This is a genomic window from Desulforapulum autotrophicum HRM2 (genome assembly GCF_000020365.1).
GTDB lineage: Bacteria > Desulfobacterota > Desulfobacteria > Desulfobacterales > Desulfobacteraceae > Desulforapulum > Desulforapulum autotrophicum.
On sequence record NC_012108.1, the window covers coordinates 3,824,202 to 3,837,865 of the forward strand.

The 13,664-nt window shown below is 46.0% G+C and carries 14 protein-coding genes; 5 read left to right on the forward strand and 9 right to left on the reverse strand.

Annotated elements, in window-relative coordinates; all coding sequences use genetic code 11:
* Positions 1-50: 50 nt before the first annotated feature.
* The 9 genes from HRM2_RS16655 to HRM2_RS16695 form a co-directional block, all read right to left on the reverse strand.
* A complete protein-coding gene (locus tag HRM2_RS16655) occupies positions 51-779 on the reverse strand; it encodes an aspartate/glutamate racemase family protein (RefSeq protein WP_015905211.1) in 729 nt (242 codons plus the stop codon).
* The gene (locus HRM2_RS16660) at positions 776-2,590 is read right to left on the reverse strand and encodes an aldehyde ferredoxin oxidoreductase family protein (protein WP_015905212.1); all 1,815 of its coding nucleotides are present in this window, start codon (positions 2,588-2,590) and stop codon (positions 776-778) included. Before HRM2_RS16660 ends, HRM2_RS16655 begins: the two co-directional genes overlap by 4 nt.
* Positions 2,590-3,111 (reverse strand): 4Fe-4S dicluster domain-containing protein, encoded by a 522-nt coding sequence (locus HRM2_RS16665; RefSeq protein WP_015905213.1) that lies wholly within the window; start codon positions 3,109-3,111, stop codon positions 2,590-2,592. Before HRM2_RS16665 ends, HRM2_RS16660 begins: the two co-directional genes overlap by 1 nt.
* Positions 3,111-3,389 (reverse strand): TIGR04076 family protein, encoded by a 279-nt coding sequence (locus HRM2_RS16670; protein ID WP_015905214.1) that lies wholly within the window; start codon positions 3,387-3,389, stop codon positions 3,111-3,113. The genes HRM2_RS16665 and HRM2_RS16670 overlap by 1 nt, the downstream gene beginning before the upstream one ends.
* Positions 3,390-3,398: 9 nt before the next feature.
* Positions 3,399-4,124, reverse strand: coding sequence for an ABC transporter ATP-binding protein (locus HRM2_RS16675; RefSeq protein ID WP_041274070.1), 726 nt, complete (start codon positions 4,122-4,124; stop codon positions 3,399-3,401).
* On the reverse strand, positions 4,102-5,976 hold the full coding sequence (locus HRM2_RS16680) for a branched-chain amino acid ABC transporter ATP-binding protein/permease (protein ID WP_015905216.1): 1,875 nt from the start codon (positions 5,974-5,976) through the stop codon (positions 4,102-4,104). The genes HRM2_RS16675 and HRM2_RS16680 overlap by 23 nt, the downstream gene beginning before the upstream one ends.
* Positions 5,963-6,895 (reverse strand): branched-chain amino acid ABC transporter permease, encoded by a 933-nt coding sequence (locus tag HRM2_RS16685; protein ID WP_015905217.1) that lies wholly within the window; start codon positions 6,893-6,895, stop codon positions 5,963-5,965. The genes HRM2_RS16680 and HRM2_RS16685 overlap by 14 nt, the downstream gene beginning before the upstream one ends.
* Before the next feature lie 76 nt (positions 6,896-6,971).
* Positions 6,972-8,129 carry a branched-chain amino acid ABC transporter substrate-binding protein gene (locus tag HRM2_RS16690; RefSeq protein WP_015905218.1) on the reverse strand — a complete coding sequence of 386 codons (1,158 nt, stop codon included), beginning with the start codon at positions 8,127-8,129 and terminating at the stop codon, positions 6,972-6,974.
* Between the two features lie 68 nt (positions 8,130-8,197).
* Positions 8,198-8,872: a GntR family transcriptional regulator gene (locus HRM2_RS16695; RefSeq protein ID WP_015905219.1), complete on the reverse strand. Its 675-nt coding sequence runs from the start codon at positions 8,870-8,872 to the stop codon at positions 8,198-8,200.
* 1,061 nt (positions 8,873-9,933) lie between these two features.
* Between HRM2_RS16695 and HRM2_RS16700 the strand changes: the two genes are divergently transcribed.
* From HRM2_RS16700 to HRM2_RS26665, 5 genes are all read left to right on the forward strand, one after another.
* On the forward strand, positions 9,934-10,155 hold the full coding sequence (locus tag HRM2_RS16700; protein ID WP_015905220.1) for a DUF2589 domain-containing protein: 222 nt from the start codon (positions 9,934-9,936) through the stop codon (positions 10,153-10,155).
* Positions 10,142-10,741 (forward strand): hypothetical protein, encoded by a 600-nt coding sequence (locus tag HRM2_RS16705; protein WP_015905221.1) that lies wholly within the window; start codon positions 10,142-10,144, stop codon positions 10,739-10,741. The genes HRM2_RS16700 and HRM2_RS16705 overlap by 14 nt, the downstream gene beginning before the upstream one ends.
* Positions 10,738-11,733, forward strand: a complete 996-nt coding sequence (locus HRM2_RS16710) for a hypothetical protein (protein WP_015905222.1) — start codon at positions 10,738-10,740, stop codon at positions 11,731-11,733. The genes HRM2_RS16705 and HRM2_RS16710 overlap by 4 nt, the downstream gene beginning before the upstream one ends.
* Positions 11,734-11,928: 195 nt before the next feature.
* Positions 11,929-12,774, forward strand: a complete 846-nt coding sequence (locus tag HRM2_RS16715) for a hypothetical protein (protein WP_015905223.1) — start codon at positions 11,929-11,931, stop codon at positions 12,772-12,774.
* Positions 12,775-13,353: 579 nt separating this feature from the next.
* Positions 13,354-13,527: a GreA/GreB family elongation factor gene (locus tag HRM2_RS26665; protein WP_202944664.1), complete on the forward strand. Its 174-nt coding sequence runs from the start codon at positions 13,354-13,356 to the stop codon at positions 13,525-13,527.
* The last annotated feature ends 137 nt before the right edge of the window (positions 13,528-13,664 follow it).

A 13,664-nucleotide genomic window follows, 5' to 3' on the forward strand; every position in this document is an offset into this window, starting at 1 on the left:
CCCCGGCAATAAAACCCACCGGAAAGGCGTCCCTATGGGGGATAGTCCCTTTATCTTATGAATCGGGAGTGAAATTTCCGGACGCCAAAACCGGAAACAAATGTTTCAATTAATGTCACAAGGTCGAAAACCGGTATCCTCAATGCCTGCTGGATATCGGCCCGGAACGAGATGAGGTTGGTGCATTCCAGGACAATGGCCCCTATATTATTGCCGGACAAACCCAAGGCGGCATCCACAACACCTTGACGCATCTTTTCGATATTCAGGGATGGCGTTTTTTCAATCACCACTCGATTGAACTCTGAACTGTTTTCCATCCCGGCCAGGCAGACCGAAGCGGGATCAATGCCAGCGGCTGTAAGGTGCCCAGGTTTTAACATTCCCGTATGGCCGGTAATGACTCCCACCCGCTGGTTTGCCGGTAGAAACCGCTGCAGCAGGGGTACCAGATCAAGGGCAGATCCGACAAATGAAACCTTCAGGTGCTTTTTTAAATCGGCATGAAACGGGCCAAAAAGCCCGCAGTCTGTAGCAATGAGGCTGACACCCTTTGCTTCAAGTTTCCTTGCCTTATCGATCAGGATATCCATGTGATCTTTTTTGCAGGAGATAAGATCTTCAAAGGGAAATCCCTTGAGCACTTCATAGATGACAGGAAAGGCAAAGGTTTCGGCATGGCCTGGATCACCAGGGATTCTCGGAATGGTTGAATCGTTCATTAAAATTCCGACCACATGGCCATAGGTATTATGTCCCCCTGGGACGGTGTCCATCATTTTTTTATCGGTACTCCCTTTTTATCCCAGCCTTTGAGCTTATAATAATCTCGTACCATGTCATGGATTGGAACGACCTGGTTTTTAGACGCCCCCTCGGACAAAGGTTCATGGGTGAATCGATGGGGCAGGGTATCGTCCTTGGCCGTAATACCAAAATCAATATTCATTAGCCTGTCGTTGGTGATGGTTGTTCTCAACGCTTTGTTGACATTCTCCTGGGTAAATTTAAGGCCCGTTCCAGCCCTTAAAAGATCTGCCGCAAGTTCAAAATCGAGCACATCCATGCTCAAGCCCACATTCTTGCACATGGTCAGGCAATCGGTCAAAAGCGCCTGCCGCTCGGTGAATTCAACCAGGGCAGCTTTGCCATTATTTGAAAGTCGATCCGCAGCATCCCGGGTTCCAAATCTTTTTTCTGCTTCGTCAAACCGGTTGGTCAACTCAAAAAAGGGTTCGGCCCTTAAATGGTCAGCCCCCCTTGATGCAATGGCATAGGTGAGTCCAAAGGCCTTGATACCCCGGGGATCACCACAGATAACATCAAGTCCTTTCACATGGAGGGCATATTTTTGTGAACCCCGTCCCATCTTGTCGGCAAGGTAGCGGGTGCCCATTGCAAAATCAACCCCAATTCCCTGCTGGTGGATGATGAGATCCAGTATCTTTTCAACGGTGTTGATATTGCCCCAGGTGAAGTCCAGGCCATCAAAATCATTTTTGTCAAAAATGCCTTTTTCAACGCACTCCATGGCCCACCCAATGGTTTCACCCGTACTCAGGGAATCAAGTCCCATGCGGTTCAGGTACTGATTCATTTTAAGGGCAAATTCAAGGTTATCGCTTCCGATGCGCGAAGAAAAACTGCAGAGCGTTTCATATTCAGGACCCTCGCTCTCCACCTCCCGGGTCATGTAGTACCTGGAGCAGTTGATGTTGCAGTTAAAACAGCCCTTGTTCTTTACCTTGTATCGTTTGGCCAGGGCCTGTCCGCTGATCTGGTCCACATAGGGTGCCACCCCCTTTTGAAAATGATTTACAGGCAATATTCCCAGCCCGTTCAATGCCTTCATCAAAAGGGTTGAACCCAGTTCATGGCGTTCCTGGAACTCGGGATGGGTTTCAATTCTCTTGTCGATAATCCTGCACAGCTCCATGAATTTCAAAGGATCTGCCAGGGAAACCATGCCCGTTCCCTTGACCACAATCGCCTTGATATTTTTGGAACCGAACAGGCATCCCATGCCGGTTCTTCCGCAAACCCTGGAATTATTACAGGCCACGATAGAATATCTGACAAGATTTTCACCGGCAGGGCCAATGGCGGCGATCTGGACGTTGTTATCCTTGAGTTCTTTTCGGATCATGGCCGTGGTCTGAAAGATGTCCTGGCCCTTCATGGGGCTGGCATCCCGGATCTCAACATGGTCATCATGGATATAAACATAGCTGAGGGTGGCAGCCTTGCCCGTGAAAATCAGCTGGTCATATCCGGCATATTTGATCTCAGGCCCGAAAAATCCACCGGCCGCAGAATCTCCCAGAATTCCCGTCATGGGGGATTTTCCGGAAATGGTCATATAGGCGGAAGTCGAAAAAAGAGACCCCGTGATCGGTCCAACCCCGATCAACAGCAGGTTCTCTTCTGAAAGCGGGTCAATGTCCCTTTCAAGCTCGTCATAGAGCCTGCGGGAATTCAAGCCCCGGCCGCCAATGGTTTCAAGCATGTATCCAGGATCCGTTTTTTCACGCAGGATCTTACCCGACGTAAGATCCACCCGTAATATATGTCCTCCATAACCGTGCAGCATTATTTGCTCCTGTTTTTTAACCAGTCGTCCCTGAGGGTCTGGCTGCTTTGCATGGCATATTCATATCTTTTTTCAGCAGGGGTCATTTTTTTGGTTTTCTTTTTAAACCCTTCAAGGGAGAGGGTCTGTTTAATCTGGGGATCATAGGTAATGGCATCCATCTTACAGGCTTCAACGCACCTGGGGTTCCCCCCGCAAAGGTCACACACGTGGGGAATCTCATTGTAGATTTCAATGGCGCCGATGGGACATAATTGTTCACATGCACCACAAAGATTACAGAGGGTCGGTGAGACTTCGATACTGCCCCTTTCTGTTATGGAGATGGCCTTCTGGGGACATTTTGTGCAATAGTGTTCCTTGCACTGGTGGCAGACCACGGGAAAATCAAACCCCAGTATTTCAATCTTTTCAACTTTTATTCTGGCACCCAGGTGCCCTGTTCGACCGGAATGAAAAAAAGAACAATGGGTTTCACATCTTCTGCATCCGGAACATTTGGCGGGATCGATTAACAACATCAGTCTTTTATCCTTTCAATTCTGTAATGCACCCTACCCTTTGGATCAGGGCAGACAAAAACCTGACCGGACGCCCTTGAGGTCCAGTCTCCCTCCCCAGAACTGTCACGCTGCATCAGGGGGAAAATTGGCATCATGCTTTGAAGCGCCCACATGCAGATGTGCTTGCCGTCGGGAATTTTTATCTTGCCACCATCCACAAAGAAATGATCTCCCACAAGCATTGGCTGGTTGCAATATCCGTCGATTCTTTCAACACTGACCTTTAATTTAACCATGGTTTCACCCTAGAATTCACCACCCAGATATGCGCGCTGCATACTTGGATCATTTAAAAGATTTTCAGCCCTGTCATCCAGAACAATCTCACCGGTTTGAAGTACATATCCCCGGTCTGCAATGGAAAGTGCCATGTTTGCATTCTGCTCAACCATGAGGATGGTGGTCCCCTTTTTATTGATATTTTCGATGATTTCAAACTGCTGGTCCACAAGGGCAGGAGAAAGCCCCATGGAGGGCTCATCCATTAAAAGGATATCCGGATCGGATAAAAGTGCCCTTGCCATGGCAAGCATCTGTTGCTCGCCTCCGGAAAGCATCATTCCCAGCAGGTTTATTCTCTCGCCCAGCCGGGGGAAAAGATCCAGCATGGCGGCCATATCCAGTTTCACCTGGTCGGTGTCTTTCCTGTGCATGGCACCGATTTCCAGATTTTCCCGGACCGTCATCCCGGGAAAAATTCTCCGGTTTTCCGGAACAATGGATACCCCGTTGCGGATAATATAATTGGTCGGCTTTTTATTGATATTTTCACCCTTGAGCGACACAGTGCCTTGGGTTGGGTGAACAATGCCGAGAATGGTCTTGAGGGTTGTGGATTTTCCCGAGGCATTGCCCCCTAGAAGACAGATGAGTTCCCCTTGCCGGATCGTCATATTAATATTGTAAAGCACCTGTATTTTACCATAGCAGGCATTTACATTTTTAAGTTCAAGAATTATTTTTTTTTTCACGTTTGCCCTTTTTTCCCAGGTAGGCCTCAATCACCAAAGGGTTCCTGGAAATATCTTCATAGGACCCTTCACAGATTTTCTTCCCATAGTCCATGACAATGACCCTGTCTGAAACCGCCTTGACTAAATTTAGTTTATGTTCAATCACAAGGATGGTATACCCGAATTGATCCCGCAGGGTTTTGATGAACCCGGTGATCTCTTCGGTCTCCTGGGGATTCATGCCGGCAGAGGGTTCATCAAGGAGCAAAATTTCCGGATCCGTGGCCATTGCCCTTGCAATTTCAACCCGCCGCCGGTTGGCATAGGAGAGTTGGGACACTTTCTGATTGTACCGGTACCCCGTCAGCCGTTTCCCGAACATATCCAGAATTGTTCGAACCTTTTCCCCCGTCTCTTTTTCTTCCCTCTGGTTTGATTTCAAGTTAAGTATCACAGCAGGAAAAAATGCCTTTGTTCTGCAGAATCGGCTCACTTTTATATTCTCAATGACCGAGAGGTCGTTAAAAAGTCTCAGATTCTGAAAGGTTCTTGCGATCCCTGCCTTTGCAACCATATGGGGTTTCAGGGTTGAAATATCCTGTGCCTTGTAAATTATTCGGCCCTGGTCGCTTTTATAAATACCTGAAATAACGTTAAACAGGGTACTTTTACCGGCCCCGTTCGGGCCGATGATGCTGAGTATCTCGTTTTTATACAGGTTAAAATCAAGGCCATCAATGGCCCTTAATCCTCCAAAATGAAGGGTCAGATTTTGGATTTTAAGCAGGGGCATGGGTTGTTTGATAAATTTGTTCTGTACTGCCCCCTCTTTTTTTTGAGCATAATAGAGGTCTGTGGATGCCCGCAGCGCCCCTGTTTCATCCTTATCCGGCCGTTTTTGTTTCCGGATAAATCCTGGAATGCTGGCGAACAGTCCCTGGGGTCTAATGGCCATGATCCCGACCAGAACAAGTCCGTAAATCATCATTCTTAATCCGCCGTATTCCCTTAAAATTTCAGGAAGAATACTCAGGATGACGGCACCGGCAATGACCCCATAAACGTTTCCAAGTCCGCCAATGATGACCATGCAATAAACAATGACCAGTTGCTGGAACCCAAAACTGTTGGGAAACACGGAATCTTGAAAAGAAGCAAAGAGCGCACCTGAAAAGCCGGCGATCAAGGCACCCGATGCAAATGAGTAGAGTTTCATTCTGGTGGTGTTGATACCGATGGTATTGGCGGCCAGTTCATCTTCTCTTATGGCGTTCCATCCCCTTCCGATCCTGGACGATTTCAGCCTGACCGACACCACAAACACAAGAAGTGCGCAGGTCCAGATCAATGTTGAATAGTGCTCAGGCGTGGTGACCTTGATGGAAAACACCGAGATCATGTCAAAAGCATACAGGCCATTGACCCCCCCTGTAATATTCACCGGGGCATCAAGGTTCAACAGGAGCAGTTTAAAAATCTGGGCAAAGGCCAGCGTCACAATGGCAAGGTAGTCCCCTTTAAGGCGGATGCTGGTAAGTCCCAGTAAAAAACCCGCTACCATGGCGGTTATGGCGCAGACAGGTATGGCCAGGAGAAAAGGCAGATGAATGCCAAAATGATCCGAACACAAAAAGGCAAAGGTGTAACCACCGATCCCGAAAAAAGCGACATAGGAAAGATCCAGCAGGCCGGTAAACCCGGCAACAATGTTCAAACCCAGTGCCAGCATCACATAAATCCCGGTCATGGAAAAGATGCTCTGCCAGTATGTGTTGGGCAATATGACAGGAATGACAGCCAGGGCCAGGACAAAGAAAATAATGGTGACGGTATTGGGTCCCGTCTTGATCCAGGACTTAAACCTTTTCACGTATTTTTTCTCCCATCAGTCCCTGGGGTCTGAAAATAAGTACAGCTATCAGAATTAGGAATGCCACAACATCTTTATAGGCAGACGGAAAAAAAGTGACGGCCATGGCTTCACAAAGCCCCAGGAAAAGGCCGCCGACCATGGCCCCGGGGATGCTCCCGATCCCACCAAGGACTGCCGCCGTGAACCCCTTTAACCCGGCCTGAAACCCCACATAATAATCCACCTGGGTGAACAAAAGGCTGACAAGCACACCTGCGGCACCGCCCAGGGCAGATCCGATCAAGAAGACAATGACAATAATTTTATCCGTATCAATGCCCATGAAGGCAGCCGCTTCAATATCCTGGGCCGTTGCACGGATGGATTTTCCCACATTGGTTCGTTTGATGATCAAGGTTAATAGAACCATCAGGAGAAAGCAGGCCAGCATGACAAAAATCCGCATGAAAGAGATGACAACCCCGCCGATGTGGAAGGTTCTCAGGCCTTCAGGTATCAATTGGGAGATGTGAAAGACCTTTACCTTGGCACCCTGGAAATAGAGAATGAAATTCTGGATAAAAATGGAAACCCCGAGGGAGCTCAACAGCAGGTTCATCCGGGGCGCGTTGCGAAGCGGCCGGTAGGCGACCCGCTCAATGACAAGTCCGAGCAGGGCCGACACCCCCATTGCCAGAAGAATCATCAGGGAGATTAACAGGGCGGCATTCATAACCGGTACATGGGCGACTGAAAACAATTCCAGCACCCACCACCCGGTAAAACCACCGATCATATACAATTCCCCATGGGCAAAGTTGAGCATGGAAAGAACGCCGTAAACCATGGAATAACCAATGGCAATCAATGCGTAAACACCGCCGATGGTAATACCGTTTATTGCCTGCTGGGCGAGCTGACTGAAAATATCTTCCATTTGTATTTATTCAAAACAGGTACTTTAACCCAAAGTACCTGTTGTGAATTTGACCCCTTTATTTCAAAGTATACATCTATTTGCCGGTCAGCACGGCAACCTGCTCAAAATCCGCGCCATTCACCTTAAAAAAATAAGTAGCACTGCCCAGAAGATCGCCTTTTTCATCAAAGCTGATGGGAAATCCCAGTATGCCCTTGTAGGCCTTGATGGCAGCAAGCTGGAAAATGACTTCCTCACGATCTATCTTTCCGTCCTTTGCTGCCAGATCAATGGCCGTCAAAAGGATGTTCATGGCTTCATAGGCCGGGGGACCAAATCCGCTCAGCTTACCGTATTTTGCTTCATATTTTTTCACGTATTCCCCTGCTTCATCGATGGAATAGATATCAGGACTGAAATGATACACATAGGCGCCCTGGGCCGCGCCTTCTGATGCCTCAATAAAATCCTTTTTATCCCTTGCGCCCTCTGTTCCAAAGAAGATGGCGTCTATTCCGAGCTCCTTTGCCTGGCGGACACCAATGGCTTGATCCGGGGCTGCTGTGGCAATGAAAAAAAGGACATCCGGTTTATAGGCCTTTACCTTTGTGAGAACAGCGGAATAATCCTTGGCGCCGGCCACGATGGTATCGTTCATAATTTCGGTAATGCCTAAACCATTAAGACTCTTGATGGTCTGTTTTGCCAGGTTTTCACAATAGGCAACTTTTTCATTTAAAATGGCGATCTTCCTGGCCTTGAGATTTCTTTTGATAAAAAGCGCACAATTTAACCCATGGGCATCGTTTCGGGCATTGACCCTGAAAAAATGTTTATACCCCGATTCCGTCAATTCTGGCTTTGAAGCCGCAGTGGTGATACAGGCAAGGTCGTTCTGGCCGTATATCTTCAATGAGGCCTGGGCAATATGGCTGACCGGAGGCCCGACCACACCATACATTAACGGATCAGAGGTGAATTTTCTGGCCACATGAATTCCCTGGGCCGGGTCAAGGGCATCATCGCCCATGATATGCTCAATTTGAACTCCCTGGATTCCCCCCCTGGCATTCCATTCATCCACGGCAAGCTGGGATGAATTATAAATTTCCATACAGGGTGCTGCAGCATCACCCGTAAACGACCCGGCATTGCCAACATGAATTCCCTCGGCCACCCCATTGGCAAGGCAGGTTTGCCCCATGGATAAAAACAGCACAGTAAACAGCAGAACAATACATTTTTTCATCATAAATTCCCCTTGCGTAATACCCCTTGCGTAATAAAAGATAACAAAATTGCCCGATCAGCCTTTGTGTCCTATATTTCATCCTTAAAAAACGAATCTGACCTCACTTTTTTCATAATGTCCAGCAACTGGTACTTGGCCTGCTCCCCATGACGGGTAATGGCCCGGATTGCTCGTTCTTCATCCTTTGCACAAATTGCCAGATAAATCGCTGTGTGGTTTTCAATGGCCTCTTCCCACAGGTCTTTCACAAGGTTCAACCCATGGCGGTACTTCATTGTGAGATCCCCCAGGTTTTTGCATATCCTGTAAAATGTTTTACTTCGAGACGCCTTATAAATAATGCCATGGAATTCAAGATCCAGCTCCGTCACTCGCTGGAGTTCGCCAGACAGGATATGGGTCCTTGTCTTTTCAATATTCTCCTCCATGCTCCTGAGTTCATCAACGGTGATATATTGCACTGCTTTTTTAACGGCAAGCACCTCAATATCAAAGCGGGCCGAAAAAAGGTCCTGGATATCATCATCGGACATATCCTCGATCATATATCCCGCCCGTGGCAGGGGTACCACCAGTTTTTCCTGGGTGAGCCGCTGCAACGCCTCCCTTACAGGCGTCCTGCTGACATCAAGGCGTTTGGAAATCATGGATTCGGTTATGTGGGTTCCGCCGGAAATCTGCCCGGTTAAAATGTCATTTCTAAGGATTTTGTACACTTTTTCTTTTAAGGTTAATTTGTCCATTTTATTCTTCCACCTGAAGATCTCTTCTGTCTTTTGCCTGTTTGGGTATCAAATTGAAATCAGGAGATGGCAGCACCCCCACCAGGCAAACGCCAAAAGCTGATCAAACAACCCTATTAGGCCATCCTCAGCCCATGGTCAGATTAAAATCTTCCAAAATATGGTTTAGGATTTTAAGTCGTATTCAAGGCACGTTACTGGGAGCATTAAAATATGAGCCCAGTGGCCCAACGAAGAATACGTCCTAAAAGATAAGCCATAGGGGGATTTTTCTTCTGATCAGGAGCCTTAGGGGCTCAGATGTAAATAATTCCACAAATATGGTGCAGGGTTTCAGCTCGTATTCAAGGCGTATCAAAGGGAGCATATTGAAATATGTGCCCTTTGATGCAACGCAGAAGACGAGCTGAAAGACAAGCAAGATTGAGGAATTATTTATTTCTGAGTCCCTTAAGTCTCCATTGAGGAAAAGACAGTCTCTGAGAATTGCTTTTTTGGATTTAATTGTTTGGGAAAGATAAGTAAAAACGAAGTCGAAAAGTCAATAAATTATCAGTAAAAAAGATGCCTGCTCCCGGGAGGAGCGGCATTTAATCTTTCTCATTTTCAAAGAACACAATCTGGAACAGACAAAAACATCTTGTATACAACAAGTATTATATATTGGATTTGATTGTCAAGTTTTTTTAAACTTTGGTCAAAATCGGTTCATTAAAGCCATGGAACGCTTATGACTGCCAAGGAACAGACATGGGGATGTGTTTCAATTTCAATTTCCCTGGAATAGATATTTTTCCCGCCAGGGCTTGTCACACTTTTGACCGATTTGCACCGCCGGAGAAATACTCGAATCGGATTAGGCTTATTCTTCTCTAAAGTTTATTTTTGAAAAAATATTGACAATCATTTGAGAGATTGATAATTTTCGTCAGATTATTGATCTCACCTGGTCTGACATCATTCAAATTCACACGATACACAGAACCGTATAATTAATTGAGACGCAGCAACCGCGATACTGCGGTCGTTACTTCACTTTATCAATTAGTGGGGTTTACGTCATGAAACAAGAGATACAAGAACTCAAAAAGCTTCCCCTATCCTTCTTGATCAGTGCTCTGTTCAATACGGCGATTGAAGCACAGCGCACATCTGCCTTATCTATTGCTGCATTCATCGAGCAAGTCGGCTCTCCTTCAAAGGACAAGAAGCTTAGTCTATTCGCCAACAAGACAAACACCTATGATGTGCGACAGGCCGTTGTAACCTATGGCTACCACTAAACCAAAGCGCCCAGAATCTGACGCCCCGCCACAGGCATTATCCCTGTCTGACCTGTTCGGGGCTCTTTCACGGGCATTTATTGCCGCAACTGTAAATCACTACGCCACCATGACATATTGGAAGCAGGCATGCAAAGACAACCCGGTTCTGTCTGACGACCATCCGCATGGAATGAAAATTGTCTCTGCGCAAGTACCGTTATCTGTCGCAGTGGCCCAGAAAACCGCTAATCCGCCAAGGGTGGAACAACGAACCAAGACCATTATTGCCGAACCTATCATAAGCGACGACCCAAAATCGAAACGACAGGAAGCTACTCGCGTTATTTATGCCGTCCTGGCCAGAGAGGGCAAGCTTTCTTTTTCTAATGCCCAGCGATTAACCGACCTTGATAAAACAATAAAAATGAATCTGCCCGATACTAAAAAACAAATAGACAAACAGTTTTTATCAGACTTGCAGCGCGATTTTTTAACACAACCTGCTGGAAACTTGGAAACGTCACTCTTATATCGGGCTGCGTATGCAATGTGCATTTCATGTGTTTTTGCAAGTCTCTCAAGGGAAAGGAGGAAAGTGTTATGAAAAATTTAAGAATGAAACATCTGGTATTAGCGATTTTGTTGGCAGTATCTTTACCGGCATGTGGAGGTGGCGGCGGCGGAGGTGACGGAAGTACGGCTGGTATTTCTTATACGGGACTTACAACCCAAGCTACAATTGATGAAAATAATGCCGAAGATCTCGTCACTGGAGCATACCAAGGTGGGCAGGTAGGTGCTGCAATTGGCAGCCTGGGTGCCATTCAGGCTGGGGAGAGTGGACCTGTTGGTTATTCGCGTATGTTGAAGGTATCACAGGTTTTAGAAGGTTCACTTCGCCAAGTGGACTTGATGTCTATATCGGCTGGCACATTCGTTGGTGCCGTTGACACTGAGAGCGATACGATTTATGGCGATTGCGGAGGCAGTGCTTCTATTACCATTAGTGGTGATGATCAAACTGGAGATTTCTCTGGCAGTATCAACTTTAACAACTATTGTGAAGATGGAGTTACCATCTCTGGTGATATGGATATCTCTGGGCAACTTGATGTTAACACCGAAGAGTTAATAGAATTCGACTTTTCTTTTGATAACGTTACTTGTACCATGGACAATGATTCTATGACTCTTAATGGCAACATTTCATTTGATAACATTGTCTCTCCTCCTACCATAACTATGACAATGTTGTTACAGGATAATAACACGGAAAAAGTATACAAGGTTAAGGACTACACCATGACTTTAACCGAAGAGGCGAGCTATGAAGATGTTGAAGTCTCTGGTACATATTTCGATCCGGATTATGGCTATGTATCTATCAGCACCACTACGCCACTCCGCATCTATTACTATGATGACTATCCATCCGGTGGGGTCATCGTTGTGACAGGCGAGACGGGCATTGCTGGCGGTAGTACGATGGCTCGGCTAACAGTACTTACTTCAACGACCTATCAGATTGAGGCAGATACAAATGGTGATGGTACATATGACTGGAATTCTGGGGACTTGAATTGGTCTGACATTTAACCTGTGGCTACAAGCAAGATCTAAAGAATCGAAAACAGAAGGGGAAATGGCTTAGAATACTATTTCCCCTTCTTCACAGAACAATGTAAGTGTTTTCAATCCTATCTTAATGACCTGAATGATTTGATCAGAATCATTTGGCATGATTTGATCAGATATTTCATTTTAACCTGGCGTCAAAAGGAGACTATTCTCATGCTAAGAAACTCAATAATTTTTTTCTATTTTTTTCTTAGCACCGCAATTGTCATATCTATCCAATCGTTCGCACTTGCCGAGGATGACAAAGGGTTAGAAAGCCACCTTTCGATCGGCATGGGCTGGGAACAGCTTGACTATGAAGAACATGAACCAGATAGAGATTCAGACTCTAATGCTAAGGTAAGTAATGTAATAATAGGAATCGAAGGGTTAAAACGATGGGAATCTGTATTTGGTGGAATAAAGGCTATCATTCCGGTGTTACGAGAAGAAGATGAGGAAGCGTGGACATCTTCAGGTACAACGTTACAAACTAACTCCTTAGAATATGGATGGATGCGGATAGATGGTTACATAGGCTATCCCTCAACCTTCTTTCTTAGTCCTTATGGTGGCTTGCGTTGGTCAGAAAGCAAGCAAGAGAGAATGGACTTTCTTTTATCTGGCGCCACTCTTACTGGTACTTCAAGAGAAACGGTTAGGTCGTGGAGCTTCTTGCTTGGTGTCAGAGGTAGCGGCAATTTCACGCCTCGATGGAGATGGAATTACCAGATAGAATACTTTGTTCCAATTGATGTTGAGGTTACTAATAGTAGTCTACCAGGTTTTGAGGCTTCAGATAAAGAGGGATATACCTTAGAGCTGAAATGTGGCGCAGAGTACTCTTACACCGATGCTTTATCCTTCGGTATCCTGATTTATGGCGGGAGGATGCATTGGGACGGAAGTGGTTGGAATTCTTTTGATGGTGGATCAGCGAAGTGGCCTGAGAATAATACAGATTACTTGGGTGGAGCAGTAAATATCATCTGGAGATTTGGGAAAAAAGTATCAAAGTAATTTGGTGTTAACTCATACTCGTCAAAATCATGAAACAGTTAAGGGACTCGGAAAAAATAAAATATACCATATGGCTTGTCTTTTTACTCGTCTTCTTCGTTGCATCAATTGGCACATATTCCAATATGCTCCAATTGATGCGCCTTGAAGACAAGCAAAAATCCAGCGCCCTATTGGTATCTTTTAAAGTTTCCGAGCCCCTAATGTCGTTAAAAATGTTCCAGGATAGGACCAGAGTTTTGGTAAAAAGATGCTGAATGCCAGAGTATCTGATACGCAGTATTGCGGCGCTCCAGCCGAACTCATTCTGGCAGCTAAGCCAGTATTGACGTAGCTGTTCTTCAGTGATATCGTGAATCGGTTTGTTGTAAAAGCGCTTGAACAGGCGGGTAAACCAAACAGCAAAGGGCTCCTTTTTTTAAAAGTTGAAAAACCTTTTGAAAGATGTGCTTTTAATCAACTTTATTGGAAACCCTTGCTGCCCGTTACCCAAACGTCAGACTCCCCGAGTTATCCGCCGCAAGCAGATGCTCTTTAATATTGAATAAAGATATCCTATGTGTAACTGGTGAGGAAAGAATGAAAAGTAAACCTGAAATAACCATTTCGATTCTGGCCCCGGTTGGGAGCGCTTTACTTGGACTTTCTATCGGCGATAAAATTGAGTGGCCAAAACCTGGAGGAGGAAATCTTAAAGTCAGAATTACGGAGATAATTTATCAGCCAGAAAGATCTGGTGATTATCAACTCTGAATAAGAAGCAGCCTACAGGTACATCTTGCCGGACTTGGGTAAACTGTACGGCTGCTTAGCGGCGTTATGGCTGGCATAAAAAACCGCTCAAATTCGTTCCAACTGCAAAAAAACACTGCCTTCACCGGACTCGCTAT